This is a genomic window from Pseudoduganella sp. HUAS MS19 (assembly GCF_053615455.1).
Window position 1 is genome coordinate 3,326,374 of sequence record NZ_CM132133.1, and the last position, 17,940, is coordinate 3,344,313.

At 65.1% G+C, this 17,940-nt stretch carries 12 protein-coding genes; 9 read left to right on the plus strand and 3 right to left on the minus strand.

The features are described from left to right. Window positions 1–2: 2 nt before the first annotated feature. From tssF to ACWBU6_RS15250, 9 genes are read left to right on the plus strand one after another with little or no spacing between them, the layout of a single operon-like run. A complete protein-coding gene (gene tssF, locus ACWBU6_RS15210) occupies window positions 3–1,877 on the plus strand; it encodes a type VI secretion system baseplate subunit TssF (RefSeq protein WP_452644207.1) in 1,875 nt (624 codons plus the stop codon). Continuing rightward, a complete protein-coding gene (gene tssG / locus ACWBU6_RS15215) occupies window positions 1,853–2,908 on the plus strand; it encodes a type VI secretion system baseplate subunit TssG (protein WP_452644209.1) in 1,056 nt (351 codons plus the stop codon). The genes tssF and tssG overlap by 25 nt, the downstream gene beginning before the upstream one ends. Next, window positions 2,901–5,591: a type VI secretion system ATPase TssH gene (tssH, locus tag ACWBU6_RS15220; RefSeq protein ID WP_452644211.1), complete on the plus strand. Its 2,691-nt coding sequence runs from the start codon at window positions 2,901–2,903 to the stop codon at window positions 5,589–5,591. The genes tssG and tssH overlap by 8 nt, the downstream gene beginning before the upstream one ends. A 30-nt stretch (window positions 5,592–5,621) precedes the next feature. Further along, complete coding sequence (locus ACWBU6_RS15225; RefSeq protein WP_452644213.1) at window positions 5,622–7,910, plus strand: type VI secretion system Vgr family protein; 2,289 nt, start codon at window positions 5,622–5,624, stop codon at window positions 7,908–7,910. Between the two features lie 27 nt (window positions 7,911–7,937). After that, the gene (locus ACWBU6_RS15230; RefSeq protein ID WP_452644215.1) at window positions 7,938–8,414 is read left to right on the plus strand and encodes a DUF6484 domain-containing protein; all 477 of its coding nucleotides are present in this window, start codon (window positions 7,938–7,940) and stop codon (window positions 8,412–8,414) included. Window positions 8,415–8,424: 10 nt separating this feature from the next. Beyond that, on the plus strand, window positions 8,425–9,714 hold the full coding sequence (locus ACWBU6_RS15235; RefSeq protein ID WP_452644217.1) for a TIGR02270 family protein: 1,290 nt from the start codon (window positions 8,425–8,427) through the stop codon (window positions 9,712–9,714). 2 nt (window positions 9,715–9,716) lie between these two features. Then, window positions 9,717–9,878, plus strand: a complete 162-nt coding sequence (locus ACWBU6_RS15240; RefSeq protein ID WP_452644219.1) for a hypothetical protein — start codon at window positions 9,717–9,719, stop codon at window positions 9,876–9,878. 40 nt (window positions 9,879–9,918) lie between these two features. Then, complete coding sequence (tagH, locus tag ACWBU6_RS15245; RefSeq protein WP_452644221.1) at window positions 9,919–11,490, plus strand: type VI secretion system-associated FHA domain protein TagH; 1,572 nt, start codon at window positions 9,919–9,921, stop codon at window positions 11,488–11,490. Between the two features lie 16 nt (window positions 11,491–11,506). Continuing rightward, window positions 11,507–12,289 (plus strand): PP2C family protein-serine/threonine phosphatase, encoded by a 783-nt coding sequence (locus tag ACWBU6_RS15250; RefSeq protein WP_452644223.1) that lies wholly within the window; start codon window positions 11,507–11,509, stop codon window positions 12,287–12,289. A 3-nt stretch (window positions 12,290–12,292) separates the two neighbouring features. Here ACWBU6_RS15250 and tagF read toward each other — a convergent pair whose 3' ends face one another. The 3 genes from tagF to ACWBU6_RS15265 are packed head-to-tail and all read right to left on the minus strand — an operon-like array spanning window position 12,293 to window position 17,939. Further along, on the minus strand, window positions 12,293–13,024 hold the full coding sequence (tagF, locus tag ACWBU6_RS15255) for a type VI secretion system-associated protein TagF (RefSeq protein WP_452644225.1): 732 nt from the start codon (window positions 13,022–13,024) through the stop codon (window positions 12,293–12,295). Beyond that, window positions 13,006–16,614: a type VI secretion system membrane subunit TssM gene (gene tssM, locus ACWBU6_RS15260; protein ID WP_452644227.1), complete on the minus strand. Its 3,609-nt coding sequence runs from the start codon at window positions 16,612–16,614 to the stop codon at window positions 13,006–13,008. Before tssM ends, tagF begins: the two co-directional genes overlap by 19 nt. 11 nt (window positions 16,615–16,625) lie before the next feature. Next, window positions 16,626–17,939: a DotU family type VI secretion system protein gene (locus tag ACWBU6_RS15265; protein WP_452644229.1), complete on the minus strand. Its 1,314-nt coding sequence runs from the start codon at window positions 17,937–17,939 to the stop codon at window positions 16,626–16,628. Window position 17,940 lies beyond the last annotated feature (1 nt).

A 17,940-nucleotide genomic window follows, 5' to 3' on the forward strand; every position in this document is an offset into this window, starting at 1 on the left:
ACATGGATCCACGCCTGCTTCGCTACTACAACCAGGAATTGCAGCACCTGCGTGAGATGGGGGCGGAGTTCTCGCGCCAGTTTCCAAAGATCGCCGCCCGGCTGGGCATGGACGGCATCGAGGTCAGCGACCCCTATGTGGAGCGCCTGCTGGAGGGCGTGGGCTTCATGGCGGCCCGCGTGCAGCTCAAGCTGGATGCCGAGTTTCCGCGCTTTACGCGCCGCCTGCAGGAGATCGTCTACCCGAATTTCCTCGCGCCTACGCCATCCATGCTCATCGCGCAATTCCGTCCGCAGCCGGACGACACCAACCTGGCGCAGGGCTTGACCATTGCCCGCGGCAGCATCTTGCGCAGCGCGCAGGGCAAGGGAGAAAGCGTGGCGTGCGAGTTCCGCACCGCGCAGGATGTGTCGCTGTGGCCGATTGAAGTGTCGTCGGCCGAATACTTTTCCTTCGCGCCAGACCTGCCGTTGACCTCGCTGCCGTCAGCGCAGCGCATCAAAGGCGGCGTGCGGCTGCGCCTGAGAACCACGGCCGGCCTCCAGTTCCAGCAACTGCGGCTGGAGCATTTGCCGGTTTTCCTCTCGGGCAGCGACGACATCGCCTATAAGTTGCATGAACTGTGCCTTGGCGCCTGCGTCGGCATGCTGGTGGCGCCCGCCGCGCGCCCCTGGCCCTGGCACGAGTTCCTGGCGGCAGCCAATGTCAGGCCGCTGGGCTATCTCGATGAGCAGGCGCTGCTGCCGGCCAGCTTGCGATCCTTCCAGGGTTACCGCCTGCTGCAGGAGTACTTCGCATTCCCGCAGCGCTTCCTGTTTGTCGACCTGCATGGCCTGGCGCCGGCGCTGCGCCGCTTTGATGGCGATGCACTGGAGCTGGTGCTATTGTTCGAGCGCGGCGATGCATCGCTGGAAAGCGTGGTCGATGCTTCCAATTTTTCCCTGTTCTGCGCACCGGCAGTCAACCTATTCCCGAAACGCGCCGACCGCGTGCACCTGGGCGACAGCAGCCATGACTACCATGTCGTGGCCGACCGCACCCGCCCGATGGATTATGAAATCTACGAGGTGAACAGCGTTACCGGGCATGGCGTGGGCAGCGACAGCGAACGCAGCTTTGCACCTTTCTACGCGGCCTACCATGCGGAGCCAAGGCAGCATACAGCTTACTTCACCACGCAGCGCGAGCCGCGCGTGCTGTCGGAAGCGCAGAAGCGCAACGGTTTCCGGTCGAGCTACGTCGGCAGCGAAGTGTTCATTTCGCTGGTGGACCCCGACGAGGCGCCATACCGGCACGATTTGCGCCAGCTCTCCATCACCACCTTGTGCACCAACCGCGACCTTCCATTGCATATGCCCCTGGGAACGGCAGCGTCGGACTTTGTGCTGGACCATGCGGCGCCAGTGGCAGCGATCCGTTGTCTCAAAGGGCCGTCCAAACCGCATGCCCCGCCTTGGGAAGGCGCAGCGGCCTGGCGCTTCATCAGCCATTTGTCGCTCAACTACCTGTCCTTGCTCAATACCGACGAGGGTGAGGGGGCGCAAGCCTTGCGCCAGATGCTCGCCCTGTACGCCACCAGCACCGGCGGCAGCCTGCAACGGCAGATCGATGCGCTGCATGCCGTGCGCGCCGCGCCTATCGTGCGCCGGCTGCGGGGCCCGGGACCGATCTCGTTCGGGCGCGGCTTGCGTGTCGAGCTGGAAGTCGACGAGATGGGTTTCCAGGGGGGCAGCGCATTCCTGTTCGGCAGCGTCATGGAGCAGTTCTTCGCCCGATACGTGTCCATCAACTCGTTCACCGAAACCGTGCTGCGCTCGACGGGACGCGGTGAAATCATGCGTTGGGAGCCCAAATGCGGGACAGGCTTGATCATCTGAGCTACTTCCAGGCGCTGGAGACGGAGCCGTACCGTCACGACTTCTTCCAGGCCCTGCGCCGTATCGAATGCCTGTTCCCGCAACTGCCGCGCATCGGGCAGGCGCTGCGGCCGGCCGACGAAGCGCTGCGCCTGGCGCAGCAGGCGGCCATGGATTTCGCACCGGCCACGCTGGCATCCTTCGGCATGCCGCCCGGTTCGGCGGTACCGCGGCTGGAGGTGCGCTTTTTCGGCCTGCTGGGGCCGAACGGCCCCTTGCCCCTGCACTTGACCGAGTTCGCGCGCAGCCGCAGCGAGCACGCGGGCGACCTTGCATTGACGCGCTTCCTGGACCTGTTCCACCACCGCTTCCTGGCCTTGTTCTACCGTGCCTGGGCCCAGGCCCAGCCGACCGTCAGCCTGGATCGGCCGCGCGAAGACCGCTTCTCGATTTACGTGGGCTCCCTGTGCGGCCTTGGCGATGCCAGCCTGCGCGAACGCGACGTGGTGCCCGATAGTGCCAAGCTGTTCTATGCCGGCCTGCTGTCGCGGCAGGTACGCAACAGTGACGGGCTGGTGGCCTTGCTGAGCGGCTACTTCCGCCTGCCGGTGACGCTGGAGCCGTATGTCGGGCACTGGCTGACGCTGGACGATGAGGACCGCACCCGCCTGGCCGGACGGCGAACCCTGCCGCAACCGCGACTGGGGCAAGGCGCCGTCCTGGGGCGCCGGGTGTGGGACCGTCAACACAAGTTCCGCCTCTGCCTTGGTCCGCTGGACTTGCGCCAGCTGGAAGAATTCCTGCCCGGCGGCCAGGCGCTTGGCAAACTGGTCGCCTGGGTGCGGCAATACCTGTGCCTGGAGCTCGAATGGGATGTGCGGCTGATCCTCCAACGTGGCGAGGTGCCGCCGGCGCGCCTGGGCAAGTCCCAGCGCCTCGGCTGGAGCACCTGGCTCGGCACCCAGCCGCGCCAGCAGGACGCACGCGACGTGGTACTGGACCCGGAGCGGCTGACAGCCGCAATTTCGTCAAAAGGAAAACATCATGGGTGAAATCAGCCGCATTGCCCTGTTCGGAAAGTTGAACAGCCTGGCATACAAGGCGATCGAGGGAGCAACCGTGCTGTGCAAGCTGCGCGGCAATCCCTATGTCGAACTGGAACACTGGATACAGCAGATCTTGCAGGAGCAGGATTCCGACCTGCTGCGCATCGTGCGCCATTTCGAGCTGGACGCATCGCGCCTGGCGGCCGATATGACAGCAGCGCTGGACCGCCTGCCGCGCGGCTCGACCTCGATTTCCGACCTGTCCATGCATATCGAGAACGCGGTCGAGCGGGCCTGGGTGTATGCCACCCTGATGTTCGGCGAAGCGCGGGTGCGCAGCGGACACCTGGCGGTAGGGATGCTGAAAACGCCTTCCCTGCGCAACGCCCTGTTGCATATATCGCCCCAGTTCGAGCGCATCAGGCTCGACACCCTGACCGAGGACTTTGCCGCCATCGTTGGCGGTTCGCCGGAAGAGCATCTGCACGCGAGCGACGGCAGCGGCCTGGCAGCGGGGCCGGGGGAGGCCAGTGGCGCCATGGCTCCGGCCCAGATGGGCAAGCAGGAAGCGCTCAAGCGTTTCGCAGTGGACCTGACCGAACGCGCGCGTAAAGGAGAAATCGATCCGGTAACGGGCCGCGACCAGGAAGTGCGGCAGATTGTCGACATCCTGATGCGGCGCCGCCAGAACAACCCGATCCTGACCGGCGAGGCCGGGGTCGGCAAGACGGCGGTGGTGGAGGGGTTTGCAGCACGTATCGCCTGCGGCGATGTGCCGCCGCCATTGCGCGAGGTGTCCCTGCTGATGCTCGATATCGGTCTGCTGCAGGCCGGCGCCAGCATGAAAGGCGAGTTCGAGAACCGACTGCGCCAGGTGATCGACGAGGTCCAGGCGTCGCCCAAGCCGATCATCCTGTTCATCGACGAAGCGCATACCCTGATCGGCGCCGGCGGCGCGGCCGGTACCGGCGATGCGGCGAACCTGCTGAAGCCGGCCCTGGCGCGCGGAACCTTGCGCACGATTGGCGCGACGACGTGGGCGGAGTACAAGAAGTACATCGAGAAGGACCCGGCGCTGACCCGGCGCTTCCAGGTGGTGCAGGTCGGCGAGCCGGACGAGGACAAGGCGATCCTGATGGTGCGCGGACTGGCCGGGGCGCTGGAAAAGCATCACCGCATCCAGGTGCTGGACGAGGCGATCGATGCTGCGGTGCGCCTGTCGCGCCGCTACATCCCGGCACGGCAGCTGCCCGACAAGGCCATCAGCCTGCTCGATACCAGTTGCGCGCGGGTTGCCATCAGCCAGCACGCGACGCCGGCCCAGGTGGAAGACAGCCAGCGGCGTATCGAGGCGCTCGAGACGGAACTGGACATTATCGGCCGCGAGGAGGCGATCGGGCTGGACGTTGCCGAACGGCGCAGCGCCGCGGAGCAGAAGGCCAGGGCGGAGCACAGCCGCCTCGACGGTCTGCAGACGCGCTGGCACAACGAAAAGAAGCTGGTCGACCAGATCCTTGCGCTGCGCGGCCAGTTGCGCGCCGATGGTATTGCGCTCGACGGGCGGCAGGAGGCGGCGGGACAAGCTGAAGATGCGCCGCCGCCGGCCGCAGGGCTGGAGCAGCTGCACGCCCTGCAGCGGCAACTGGCCGAGCTGCAGGGCGAGGCGCCCCTGATCATGCCGGCTGTAGACGCCCAGGCGGTGGCTTCGGTGGTCTCCGACTGGACCGGTGTTCCACTCGGGCGCATGGTGAAGAACGAGGTGACGGCCGTACTCAAGCTGGCGGACACCCTGAACCAGCGGGTGGTCGGGCAGCGCGCGGGACTGGAGACGATCGCGCGCCGGGTCCAGACCTCGCGTGCCAAACTGGACAATCCCAACCGGCCGATCGGCGTCTTCCTGCTGTGCGGCCCCTCGGGCGTAGGCAAGACCGAAACCGGCCTGGCCCTGGCCGAAGCGCTGTATGGCGGCGAGCACAACATCATCACCATCAATATGAGCGAGTTCCAAGAGGCCCATTCGGTGGCGACCCTGAAGGGATCGCCGCCGGGCTACGTCGGTTATGGTGAAGGCGGCATCCTGACGGAAGCGGTGCGCCGCAAACCATACAGCGTGGTCTTGCTGGACGAAGTGGAGAAGGCGCATGCGGATGTGCATGAGATCTTTTTCCAGGTGTTCGACAAAGGCTGGATGGAAGATGCGGAAGGCCGCCATATCGACTTCAGGAATACCCTGATCCTGCTGACTTCGAACGTGGGCTCCGAGCTCTTGATGAAGCTGTACAAGGATCCGGAACTGGCGCCGGCCGCCGACGGCATCGCCAGGGCGCTGCGCGAGCCGCTGCTGAAAGTGTTTCCGGCCGCCTTGCTGGGACGGCTGGTGGTGGTGCCGTACGCGCCGCTGTCGGACGAGATGCTGGGCAATATCATCCGCCTGCAACTGGATCGCATCGGCAAGCGGATCGCGGAACAGCACCGGATCCGCTTCAGCTATGACGACCAAGTGCCGGCACTGATCGCCGCGCGCTGCAACGAGCTGGAAAGCGGGGCGCGCGTGGTGGACGCACTATTGACCAATACGATGCTGCCAAGGATTAGCGCGGAACTCCTGATGCGCAGCCTGGGCGGCACGCCCGTCGCGCAGATAGGAGTCGGCGTGCGCGATGGCGAATTCGATTACAGTTTTGCATAGGCCTGTATGGGCCGGGACGAAGGGTGCCGTATGCGCAGGGCGATCGAGATCGTAACGCCGTTGGGGCAAGACGTACTGCTCTTTCAGCGCATGAATGCGAGTGAGGAGCTGTCGCGCCTGAGCGAGTTCGAACTGGATCTGCTGAGCGAGCAGGGGGACATCAACCTCGACCAGATTCTTGGCAAGAACGTGACGGTAAAACTCGAAACGCACGGCGAGGCTGTGCGCCATTTCAACGGCTACGTCACGCGCTTTGCGCAGGCGGGCATGTCGGGACGCTACCATGTGTACCGCGCCATGGTCCGCCCCTGGCTATGGTTCCTGACGCGCACCGCCGATTGCCGGATCTTCCAGGACAAGACGGTGCCGGAAATTATCAAGGAGGTGTTCAACGATCATGCGGTTGCCGACGTAAAGAGCAACCTGAGCGACAGCTACCATAAATGGAATTACTGTGTGCAGTACCGCGAGACCGACTTCAACTTCGTCAGCCGTCTCATGGAACAGGAAGGCATCTATTACTACTTCACGCATGCGGAAGGGCGCCACACCATGGTCCTGGTCGACGCCTACAGCGCCCATGAGCCGGCGGCGGGCTGCGACGCCTTGCCGTTTATCGATGCGGACCGGGTCGTGCGCCCCGAGCAGGAATACGTCAAGCAATGGAAGTACGCGCGGGAGATCCATCCCGGCAATTGCCAGATCACGGACTTCGACTTTGAGCGCCCTGCGGTCGACCTGGCGGTAAAAACCAAGCTGAAGCGCGAGCATGTATTGTCCGATTACGAGATATACGACTATCCGGGCTGCTATGTGCAGGCGGCCGACGGGAACCGCTATGTGCAAGCCAGGATGGACGAGTTGCAGGCCCGCTTCGAACTGGCGCGCGGCGACACCAATGCCCGCGGCCTGAGTGTGGGCCACCTGTTCAAACTGACCGGGCAGCCGCGCGCCGACCAGAACCGCGAATACCTGGTCACGGCGGCCACGCATATCCTGGAGTACAACGCCTACGAAACCCAGGATGCCGCGAGCGCCGGCGCCAGCTATGACTGCAGCTTCACAGCGCTTGCCAGCCGCCAGCAATTCCGGCCCGAGCGCACCACTTCGAAGCCGTTCGTGCAGGGGCCCCAGACGGCCATTGTGGTCGGTCCGGCCGGCGACGAGATCTACACCGACAAGTATGGCCGCGTGAAAGTGCAGTTCCACTGGGACCGCTACGGCAAGAAGAACGAGAACAGCTCGTGCTGGATCAGGCCTTCCCATCCATGGGCAGGCAAGAATTGGGGCATGGTGTCGATCCCGCGCATCGGCCAGGAAGTGATTGTGGACTTCCTGGAAGGCGACCCTGACCGGCCCATCATCACCGGCCGCGTGTACAACGCCGAGCAAATGCCGCCGTATGCCTTGCCGGCCAATATGACCCAGACCGGCATCCTGAGCCGCTCGTCCAAATCCGGCTCGGGGGCGAATGCCAACGAACTGCGCTTTGAAGACAAGAAGGGCGCGGAACAGGTTTTCCTGCACGCCGAAAAGGACCAGGATATTGAAGTTGAGAACGACGAAACCCATTGGGTGGGACATGACCGCCGCAAGACGATCGACAACGACGAGACGACGCACGTCAAGCATGACCGGACCGAGACGGTCGACAACAATGAAACGATTACGATCGGTGTCGACCGGACGGAGCAGGTGGGCAGCAACGAGACGATTACCATCGGCTCGAACCGGACGGAACAGGTCGGGTCCAACGAAACGATCACCATTGGCGCTAACCGGACCGAGAGCGTGGTTTCGAACGAAACGATCAGTATCGGGGCAAACCGTACCATCACGGTAGGCGCTAGCGAAACGGCGACAGTGACGGCCCAGCGTACGCATACCGTCGGCATCAACGAAACGATTACCGTGGGTGCGGCCCAGGAAGTGACGATCGGGGCCCTGCAGATGATCACCGTCGGCGCCAACCAGCTGGTGAACGTGGGCATCAACCAGTCGGTGGAGGTGGGCGGCAACCAGTCGACGGATGTGGGCGCCAATATGTCGGAGAGTGTCGGCGGTTCCCAGTCCAGCAAGGTCAGCAAGGGCCGCACCGCCTCGGTGGGCGATGACGACGCGCTCAAGGTCGGCAAACACCTTGTCATCGATGCCGGCGATTCGGTCACCATCAAGACCGGGAGTGCCAGCATCACCATGAAGAAGGATGGAACGATCGTCATCGAAGGCAAGGACATTACGGTAAAAGGCTCTGGCAAGATCAATGCCAAGGCGAGAAGCGATATCGTGATGAAGGGATCGAAGATTCTCCAGAACTGATTGCGAAGTGCCTGAGTGGAGGTGGCTATGAGTGGCAGGGATCTGATCGCCGAGGAAGCCGCGGCAGCGGCGGCAGCGGCTGCAGGTGTGGTGGTGGGCGAACTGATCGGGATGGCCGACGAGGGACGCGTCCCCGTTGTCCTGTACTCCGGACAGCACGGGACGGCGGGCGTCCGGGCCCGTACGGTGGTTGACTTGCATGCGCCCCATATCGGCGGCAAGGTCGTACTGATGTTCGAGGGTGGCGATATCGACAAGCCTATCGTGATGGGCGTGCTGCGTGGCGGAGTGGGTTGCCCGCTTGCGCAACGCCCGGGCCAGGTCGAAGCGGATGTGGATGGCGAGCGGCTGGTGGTCAGCGCCAGGGAGCAATTGGTCCTGCGCTGTGGCAAGGCCAGCGTGACGCTCACCAAGGCCGGCAAGGTGCTGATCCAGGGAAGCTATCTGCTGAGCCGCTCTTCCGGTGTCAATCGGATCAAGGGCGGGGCCGTTCAACTCAATTGAGAAAGGCGATATGCAGCTGAACCCCGTTCCGATCGCGCCGGCCCGTCCACAAAACGTGGTGCCCGATGTCATCTTGCAACACGTGGAAGAAGCTGCAGTGCTGCGCGGCGTGCGCGCGCTCCTGGTGCGGGCGCCGCACGTCGCGCTGCACCAGCTGCGGCGCCTGGATGACCGGCTGGCCGCCCACCTTGACGGGGTGTCGATTGCCGGCGAATTCGGCAAGGCAGCGTGCAGCGAGGCGCTCGAGGACCCGCAGACGGGACAGGTTTTCACGGCTACCGTGCGCGCCCTGGAAGATGGGGACATGCCGATGCTGAACCGGCTGCTTGCGCTGGCCGAAGCAATGCCGGAAACGCAGTCCGGCCTGGTATCGGCCACTGGCTGGGTGTCGGCGCGCTTCCTGCAAGGGACAGTGCGCGAATTGCTCCATTCGCCCAGCGCTTTTCGGCGGCGGGTTGGCATCAGCGCCTGTGCCATGCACCAGGTTGACCCGGGCGACGCGCTGGAGACGGCACTGCATGACCGGGACCATCGATTAAGGGCCAGGGCGCTGCGCAGTATCGGCGAAGCCGGCCGGCGCGATCTATTGGACATCTGCATGGATGCCATGGATGGCGACGATCCGGCTTGCCGCCTGTGGGCTGCCCGATCGGCTGTTTTACTGGGAGAGCGGGACAAGGGCATCGCGGTCCTGGGCGGTTTGGCGGCGCATGAGCCGGAAGCTCGCCCTTATGTGCTGCCCATCCTGCTCAAGGTGCTCGCTCCAGCCCAGGCTGCCGCCGCCTTGAAGCGCCTGGCGCAGGAACCTCGGGCGCTGCGCCTGCTGGTCATGGGCAGCGGCATGGCGGGTGACGTCGCCTGCATGCCATGGCTGCTCAAGCAGATGGAGGACGCGAAGCTGGCCCGCCTGGCCGGCGAAGCATTCGCGACAATCACCGGCCTCGACCTTGCCTCACAGGACCTTGAGCGCAAGCCGCCGGCCAACTTTGAAGCCGGCCCGAACGACGATCCTGCCGATGATGACGTCTCGATGGATGAGGATGAGGGTCTGCCGTGGCCTGATCCCGGGAAGATTCACGCGTGGTGGCAGGACAAGCAGGCCGGCTACCAGCCCGGCGTGCGTTATTTCATGGGCCAGCCTGTGGCGCTTGAGCACTGCAGGAAAGTCCTGCGCGACGCTTGCCAGCGGCAACGGATGGCGGCTGCGCAGTACCTTTGCCTGCTGCAGCCGGGGACACCCTTGTTTCCAACCAGCGCACCGGCCTGGCGGCAGGCGCGTTGGCTCAACAGGATGGGTTAGGCATGCATGCCAGGACCATTCTCGCCGTGCTCTCCCTGCTCTTCCTGGCAGCGGCAGCCTTGCGCTGTTTCCGTGACGGCGGCCACGTCGCCGCAGCCAGCAAGACATGGTTCCTGGTGGGCGCCATTTTCGCCCTGGTGAGCGGCTGGCTTTGGCTGTCCTGACCGGGCGGATAGCACTGAATGTCTTTCGTGAGGCCTACTGATGATTATGATCAAAGCAGTTTCCTTCAACGGCCAGCCGATCACCACCGCACTGGGCGCGGAATTCGGTGAGGACGGCGGCGTGATTGGCCGGGGAAGCGGCAATGCGCTGGTGCTGCCCGATCCCGAGCGCTTCGTGTCGCGCGCCCACGCCGCCATCGCTTACCGTGGCGGAAACTATGTCATCCGCGACCTGAGCAGCGCCTCGCCGGTCTACCTCAATGGCATCCCGTTGGGGAATGGACGGGAGGCCAACCTTGCCTGCGGCGACGAACTTCGCATCGGAGCCTACGCCTTGCAAGTGCTGCCTGAGGCGCCGCCAACGGCCGGTCCGTCGGGCCCGGACCGCGCCGGCGTGCCGGTTGACGATCCGTTGGGAATGTTTGGCGATAGCGCCATGGCGCCGCTAGCGCAGCAAGTGCCGGACAGCACGGCACGCGGATCGGGCGGCATTCCGGACGATTTCGATCCTTTTGCCGACTTGGCGCCGGCGAGCGCTGCCGGCGAGGGGCATGGCTCCGGCCCAAGTGCGCCGGACGGCCTGCAGTTGGGACTGGAACCGGCCGGCAACGCGGATATCAATCAGCTCTTTGGCCTGGGGCCGAATGCCGGCAAAGGCCTGTTCCCGGATGGGCATCCTTTGGCCGCGAACCCGGCCGATATCGGTTCAGCGGACCCGCTGGTGGCGCTGGGAGCCATGCCGCAGCCACAGCCCGCAGCGGACAGCCAGCGCGATGACGCGCCGGAGATCCACGCTTCGTTTGTGCCGCCGAAAAACATGGTGGTTTCCTGGAAGACAGAGGAGCAACCGCTGGCAGGCGGCATCAAGACCATGACCATGCGTTCGCCGGCAGAACCGGTTCCGAGGGCGGAGGACAGCGCGCCCATCCCGGCCGGACCCCAGGCGCCAATCCGGGAGGCGACGGCGCCGCAAGCGCCGGCCCTGCCGCCGGGACCGGATGCCGACGGCGACTTGCTGCACGCTTTCCTGAAGGGGGCCGGCGTGCCTGACCTGGAAATGGGCGCGTCCCTGACGCCGGAGATGATGGCAATGTTCGGGCAACTGCTGCGCGAGTCCCTGCAGGGAACGCTGGACCTGCTCATGGCAAGGACATTGACCAAGCGCGAAATGCACGCGCAAATGACCGTCATCGCCATGCGCGAGAATAACCCGCTCAAGTTCTCGCCGAATGTCGAAGTCGCGCTGCACAGCCTGTTGGTGCCGCGGGGTAAGGGCTTCATGCCGCCGCTGCAGGCGATGCGGGATGCGTACGACGATTTGCGCGCCCACCAGTTCGGCGTGATGGCCGGCATGCGGGCGGCCCTGGCGAGGGTGTTGTACCGCTTCGATCCGGTGCAGCTGGAAGAGCGCCTGACCGACAAAAGCCTGGTGGACACGCTGCTGCCGGCCAACCGCAAGGCCAAGCTATGGGCGCAATACCTGGAACTGTACACCGACATCACCAGGGAGGCGGAAGACGACTTCGACACATGGTTTGGCCGCGAATTCCTGACTGCCTATGAAGCGCAGATGGCCAAGCTGAAGCAGGACGGCCAACGGGACCTGCGCTAAGCCCGGGTACGCAGCGATGGAACTGACGATCTCCGTGCTATCCGAACCCGGCGGCCGCGCCGTCAACGAAGATGCTTACGGTTGCTGGTCGAGCCCAAGCACCTGCTTCTGCGTCCTGTCGGATGGGGCCGGCGGCCACCAGGGCGGTGCGGTTGCCTCGCGGCTGGCAGTCGAGCATGCGCTGGCATGGTTCCACCGCTGTCCGGAATGCAGCCCGGAATCCGTGGCACAGGCCATTGCGGCAGCCAATATGGCGATCGTTGACGCGCAGCGCAGCATGCCGCAATACGCGGAGATGCGGGCAACCATTGTCGTCCTAGCCCTGGACTCCGAGCGTGGCATCGCGCTCTGGGGACATGTGGGCGACTCGCGCCTGTACTGCTTCCGTGGCCAGCGCATCATCTTCCAGACGCGCGACCACAGCGTATTGCAAGGCATGGTCGATGCCGGCTATATGCAACTGGAAGACCTGCGCAACTCCCCGCATCGGAGCGTTTTGCTGGCGGCCCTTGGCGATGCGGATGCATTCGAACCGTGCATCCAGTCTTCGGCCTTCCGCGTGGGCGATGGCGACATCTTCCTGCTCTGTACGGATGGTTTCTGGGAGCACCAGGCCGAGCCGGCGATGGAGCAATCGCTGCTTGCGGCCCAGTCGCCGCAGGCCTGGCTGAGCCGGATGGAAGGCGAGATAAGGGCGCAGGGCAGCCGCCAGCAGGACAATTACTCGGCATTGCTGGTGGCGTGCAAGGGCGTCAGCATGGCCGGCGCGGAAAGCGCGCTGGGCGAAGACAGGGCCTGAAGCTCAGTTCGCAGCGTCGAGCAGGGCGGCGAAATCCAGTTCGTGCGGCATGCCGGGATAAGCCTGCAGCCGGACCGCGCCGCCTGGCGCCGCCACGCTCCACCAGATGCTTCTTCCGTAACCCGCGCGGCCGGCCTGGTTCAGTCCTGCGTCGCGGAACAGCGTGCCGAGGCTTTCCCGGGACGGCAGCTCCAGGGCCAGTGCCGATCCTGGCTGACCGTTCCACCAGCGATCCATGCGGCGCGCACCTTCCTGTTCCCGGCATTCCCGCGGCACGGGAAAGGCGCTCGCATGCAGGCGCTGTTCGAGCTGGGCGGGATCGAAACCGACATCGAGGCATGCCAAGGCAAGCTGTTCGATACCGGCAAACCAGTCCTGTGCGGCCAGCAGCGTCTCCATGATTTCGGGCAGCGGTTCCAGTTCCACTGCAATGGTCAGGGGAAAGTGGCGGCCGACCTTGTCAACGCTGGGCATCATGGCGCCGGCCCAAGCGGATTCGCCGCACACGCCCGGCAGCAGGGCGAAATTCCACAGCGGGCCGTTCAGGTAGCGCTCCAGCCAGCGCTCCTGCAGGTGGATGCGGCTGCTTGCCATGCCGCGCTGCAGCCAGGCGTCCCAGAAGCTGATGAATGCGGGAGGCAGGCGCCGTGAGGCAAAGTCGCCCAGTGCCGGGAGCTTGCCGTACCACCCGGGCAGCCGTGGCGCGCAGCCTGCCATCACAAGGCCCCCGGACATTGGAATTGCCCCAGTTCGGGAAGCCGGAAAGGGTTGCGCACGCTGTTGGTCAACACTTCGAACTGCGCCTTGCGCCCATCGACATTGAAGGTGGCGAAGAATTTTTCGGGCTGGCCCGTACCGTCGACCTGCACCTGGTCGAACAGGCGGAACAGCGCCCATGCGCCTTCAAAGGTGCGTCCCGACGCACCGGCCGTGCTGACTGGGCTCAGCTGCAGCCGCACCTGGGTGCTGCCGCGCGGGCCGGGCCACTGGACCTGGGCGGGCACTGCCGGGCCATGGCTGTACTTCACCAGTTGCCCGTCCACATCCAGGATGAACTGGTTGATCGAGGCATCCATCGTCACCGGCTTGAGGTCGAGGCGCATGCTGATGGCCGGACCGTTGCGGAAGAACACGTCGCGAATGGTCTGGGCCCGCTGGAACTGCAGCAGGGCGGCCGAGCTGGCAGGCGCCGCCGCATCGTTCACCGGACGGAAACTCCAGGGCCGCGTCGCGGTATTCACGTAGGGCGCCAGGTTTTTCTGAAAGAAGTCGTCCATCAGGCCGCCAGGGGCGAACAGGCGGCTGAAATCGTCCGGTGTGACGTCGCGCGTGCTGCCCCTGGCGAAAGGATAGCGGCCGGCGATGGCCTTGTTGCAAAACTCGCCCAGCGCGGCTTGCATTGCCTGGCTCAGGTTGCTGCGTGCGACGCCGAGTGCCTGGCTGGCGCCGCCTGCCGACAGGGTCAGCAGGATGGAACGCAGCGGCTCGGGCTGGCGGCTGCCTTCGGCCTTGACCTTGTTCGGCACATCGCTGGGCGGCGGCGTATTGGCGCTTTTGAGGGCCGAATCGGTGGCAGTCAGCAACATGTACAGCTCGTTGATGAGCGCAATGCTGGCCTCGATCGGTGCCGGCTGGCCAGGCGCCGGGCTGCGGACCTGGCGCCGCAGTGCATCGAATTGCCGGTCAACGATATTTTCCGGCAAGGCCGCGCTGGCGGCTGCGCCGTCCTGGCTAGCCGCCTGGCCAAACAGCTTCAGCAGTTCCTCGCGGGTGGACTTGAGCTTGTCGCCGGCCTTGTCGGCAACGCTCTTGTCGGCATCGTCGAGCTGGACCAGCGTCACTTCCTTGACTATCGCGCGCAGTAACTGGGGCAAGGGCGAGTCCGGCGCCGACAGGATGCGTGCCAGCTCGATGCTCTGCTTCAGGCTGGTGGCCCGCACCAGCGTGATATCGTCGACGAAATTGGCCCAGGTCCGGGCGTAGTCTTGCAGGTAGAGGCGGCGCACTTCGTTCACCAGTCCGGTCTTCTTGTCCTGCGACAGGCTGCGCTCGCGTTCCGGCAATCCCAGCACCCAGCCTTCCTCGTCCGCCAGTTGGCCGGTGGTGCGGGATGCTTCCTGCAAAAACACCTTGTTATAGCCGTTGACGCTATAGATGCCGGGTACCCCGGTAGTCAAGGGCGTGCCGCTGTTGCGCCGGAAAACCAGCAGGGCGGATGGCCCGCCGGCGTTGGCAATGGTGAACTCGGGCAGGTTGCTGCCGGCTCCCTGGCGCTTGATGCGGTTGTAGATGCGTTCGGCCAGGGGTGTCTGGGCCAGGGCCTGGCGGGTGGCGGCGATCAGGCGCGGATCGGCAGGATTGGGCGCCAGCACATCGCCGCTTGCCAGCAGCGTATCGAGATGCTGTTCCAGCTCCTGGCGCTGCGCGCGCGTCACGTCGCGCGGCAGGCTGATCTCCCAGTCGGCCGTGATGAAGGCCTTCAGCGCCGCCGGATTCATATAGCGCCCGTCGTGCAGCATGATGTAGGCCTTCAGGGCCTCATACAACAGCTCGGGATTGCCTTGCCCTTCGGCCTGCAGCTGATGTTGAATCCGCAGTTCAAGGCGCGGCAGGAAGACGTCATGCAATAGGTTGCGGTGTGCGGTCCGGGCTGCGGCGGCCAGCTTGTCGCCCTGGTACAGGCCGAAACCCATCGAGAAGGGGACACTGCCGGGTGCGCTACTGGAAACGCGTGCCAGGTCGCGCACGGCTTGCAACGCCGGCAACAGTTCCAGCACATTGGTCGTGGCAACGCCGCCTAGCTGCTGCAGTTGCCGGGCGACGGCAGCGCTGCGGGTCTCGACTACGGCGACATAGGCGCGGTTGCGGGCGAAGCTGACGCTCCAGGCCACGATGGCGCCGAAGGCCAGCAGCCCGGCCAGCAGCAATGCCACTATCTGCAGCCTGGCGCGGCGCCGCTCCCAGCGCAGGTTGGCGCCTGCCAGCCCCGCTTCCTGGAAGACCACTTCCTTGAGCAGGCGGGTGATGAAATAGCTCTTCCCGCTGGGGATGTTGGGCGCCAGCACCTTGCGCTCAAGCTGCAGCGCCCGCCCCAGGTTCCCCATCAGCCGGTCGATCGGGCTGCCTTCCTGCGTGCCGCTGGTGAAATAGACGCCCCGCAGCAGCGGTTCCTCGGTGAAGCGGGAGGCCGAGTGCAGGCTGTCGACGAATTCGCAGAGCGTGGTTTTAAGGCTGGCAAGATGCTGGGGGAACATATAGAGCTGGGCGCGGCGTTGCGGGTCGCGCTCTTGCTGCAGGCGCTCAAGCAGGCGCGCATTGATACGCTCTTCCAGTGCCGCAAACTGCGCGGCAAAACCCGGCGCGGGCGCGGTTTCCGCCTCCACTTCGCGATAGGGGAAAGTCGTGCCCCAGACTTGCGCGCGCTCCTCCTTGCCCATGTCGCTGAAGAACTCCATAAAGCCGGGGAGTAGGTCGATCTTGGTCACCAGCACGTACAGGGGGAAGCGGATATGCAGCTCGTCGTGCAGCTCCTGCAGGCGCATGCGCAAGGCATTGATATGGCTGGCGCGCTGGGCCGGGGACTGTTCGAGCAGTTCCGGCACGCTCAGGGTCAGCAGGGCGCCGTTGATCGGGCGCCGCACTCGGTATTTTTTCAATAGTTGCAGGAAACCGCTCCAGGCCGCGGCGTCCGACTTCTGGTTGCTTTCCTGCGTGGTGTACCGGCCCGCCGTGTCGAGCAGGACGGCATCGTTGGCAAACCACCAGTCGCAGTTGCGGGTGCCGCCCACGCCGCGTATGGCGGCCTGGCCAAAACGTTCGCTCAGTGGAAACTGCAGGCCGGAATTCACCAGCGCCGTCGTCTTGCCCGAGCCTGGGGCGCCGATCAGAATGTACCAGGGCAGTTCGTACACCCATTGGCGGCGCAGGTCGGCCAGCATGGATAGCAGGGACTTCCTGCCCCGAGTGCTGAGGCGAGCCTTCTTCAGGACGGTGACCGCATCCTCGAAGCGCTTGCCGAGCGTGGCCAGTTCCTCGGCGGCAACGGCGTCGACCGTGCTGCCGGCAGGCGCTGGCTGCTTCAGCAAGCCATCCATCAGGCGCGCATTGGCCCGCCGGGCTTTGAATACCTTCCATAGCTGGCGGGCGACAAAGAACAGGATCAGCAGGCCGATCAGGATCAGGCGCACCCGTGCCGATTCCAGGGGATGGTACTGGGCGATCCCGATCAAGGGGCCGGCCAGCCAGATCAACAGCGCCAGGGCCAGCAGTCCCAGGATCGCGAGGACCCAGCGGTTCAGCACCCAGGAAAGCAGCTTCTTGATCATGTCCTTGTCCTCTACTGGCCGTCTTGTTTCGGTGTCAGGATGATTTCAACTCGCCGGTTGCGCGCACGGCCGGCAGCCGTGTTGTTGGGCGCAATCGGGTTCGCATCGGCGTGGCCTTCCGCGGTGAAGCGGCCGGGCGCCCCGGTCTGCTCTTCCAGCAGCCTCGCCACGGCGCTGGCGCGCTCCTGCGACAGGTGCCAATTGGACGGGAAACGCGTGGTGCGGATTGCCTGGTCGTCGGTGTAGCCATCGACCACCACCGCGCCGGGCACGGCTTTGAGCGCTGCCGCGATGCGGTCCAGCACGTCCCGGTAAGCAGGCAGTACGCTGGCGCTGCCGGGCGCGAACAGGCCGTCACCGCGGATGGTGACGATGCTGCGGCCTTGTTCGTCCCGCACCGCAACCAGGCCCAGTTCGATCTCCCTGGCCAGGAAACCTGCCAGCCGCGGTTTCGCTGCGGGCGGCGGTGGCAGTGGCGCGGCGATCGTCGCCGGCCTGGCGCGCATGTTCTGGATCTGGCTGAATGCGGGGTCGGAGCCGCGGTTCAGCACGAAACTGAAGGTCGCGTACGCACCCAGCACCAGCACGCCCAGCCCACCCAATGCCACCCACAGCGGCAATGCCGCCAGCAGGGCCTTGCGCGGGGCGGGCACGCCCTCCCACTGGGGCGACAGCGCGCGTTCGTAGTCGCCTTGCAGCTGGCGCAGCATCAGGGCCAGGCGTTCGCGCAAGGCATCCAGTTGCGCCTTGCCGTTGTCGAGCACACGGTAACGGCCTTCCAGGCCAAGCGCCAGGCAGATATACATCAACTCCAGCAGCTGGCGGTGCTCGCGCGGCGACTCTGCCAGCCTGGAAAGCAGCTGGAAGAATTTCTCGCCGCCCCAGGCTTCGTTATGGAATCGGACCAGCAAGCTGTCCCTGGCCCAGATTCCGGATCCGCCCCACGGCGTTGATGCCGCAGCTTCATCGAGCAGGGTGCAAAGCGCATAGCGCGCCGCGATGATGTTTTCATTGGCGATCCCGGCCAGCTTGGCGCGCCGCTCGAACTCCTTGAGCTGCCGGGTCAGCGATTCCTTCGCTGCGGCGGGATCGGGGTGCTGCAAGGTAGCCCGCAATTGGGGCACCACGTTTAGCAGCGGGTTGGCGGCAGCCACCAGGGGATTCAGCCCGGAGGGCTCCGCATGCTGGGCGGAAGCGAAATCCACGCCCTCATTGGCAGGGGAGGCCGTTGCCTGCGCCGGCGGCGGGCGCTGGCGCCCGCCCGGCGTGGGCAGCACAATGGTGTGCTCCGAGTCGGCAGCGGCAAATGGATCGTCCTGGCTCATG

Bases quoted from the DNA above. Each gene is read 5' to 3' on its own strand.
- tssH (WP_452644211.1), top strand. From the start codon at position 2,901: ATGGGTGAAATCAGCCGCATTGCCCTGTTCGGAAAGTTGAACAGCCTG.
- tssM (WP_452644227.1), bottom strand. From the start codon at position 16,614: ATGATCAAGAAGCTGCTTTCCTGGGTGCTGAACCGCTGGGTCCTCGCG.
- ACWBU6_RS15240 (WP_452644219.1), top strand. From the start codon at position 9,717: ATGCATGCCAGGACCATTCTCGCCGTGCTCTCCCTGCTCTTCCTGGCA.
- tagH (WP_452644221.1), top strand. From the start codon at position 9,919: ATGATTATGATCAAAGCAGTTTCCTTCAACGGCCAGCCGATCACCACC.
- tssG (WP_452644209.1), top strand. From the start codon at position 1,853: ATGCGGGACAGGCTTGATCATCTGAGCTACTTCCAGGCGCTGGAGACG.
- ACWBU6_RS15230 (WP_452644215.1), top strand. From the start codon at position 7,938: ATGAGTGGCAGGGATCTGATCGCCGAGGAAGCCGCGGCAGCGGCGGCA.
- ACWBU6_RS15265 (WP_452644229.1), bottom strand. From the start codon at position 17,939: ATGAGCCAGGACGATCCATTTGCCGCTGCCGACTCGGAGCACACCATT.
- tagF (WP_452644225.1), bottom strand. From the start codon at position 13,024: ATGTCCGGGGGCCTTGTGATGGCAGGCTGCGCGCCACGGCTGCCCGGG.
- ACWBU6_RS15225 (WP_452644213.1), top strand. From the start codon at position 5,622: ATGCGCAGGGCGATCGAGATCGTAACGCCGTTGGGGCAAGACGTACTG.
- ACWBU6_RS15250 (WP_452644223.1), top strand. From the start codon at position 11,507: ATGGAACTGACGATCTCCGTGCTATCCGAACCCGGCGGCCGCGCCGTC.
- ACWBU6_RS15235 (WP_452644217.1), top strand. From the start codon at position 8,425: ATGCAGCTGAACCCCGTTCCGATCGCGCCGGCCCGTCCACAAAACGTG.
- tssF (WP_452644207.1), top strand. From the start codon at position 3: ATGGATCCACGCCTGCTTCGCTACTACAACCAGGAATTGCAGCACCTG.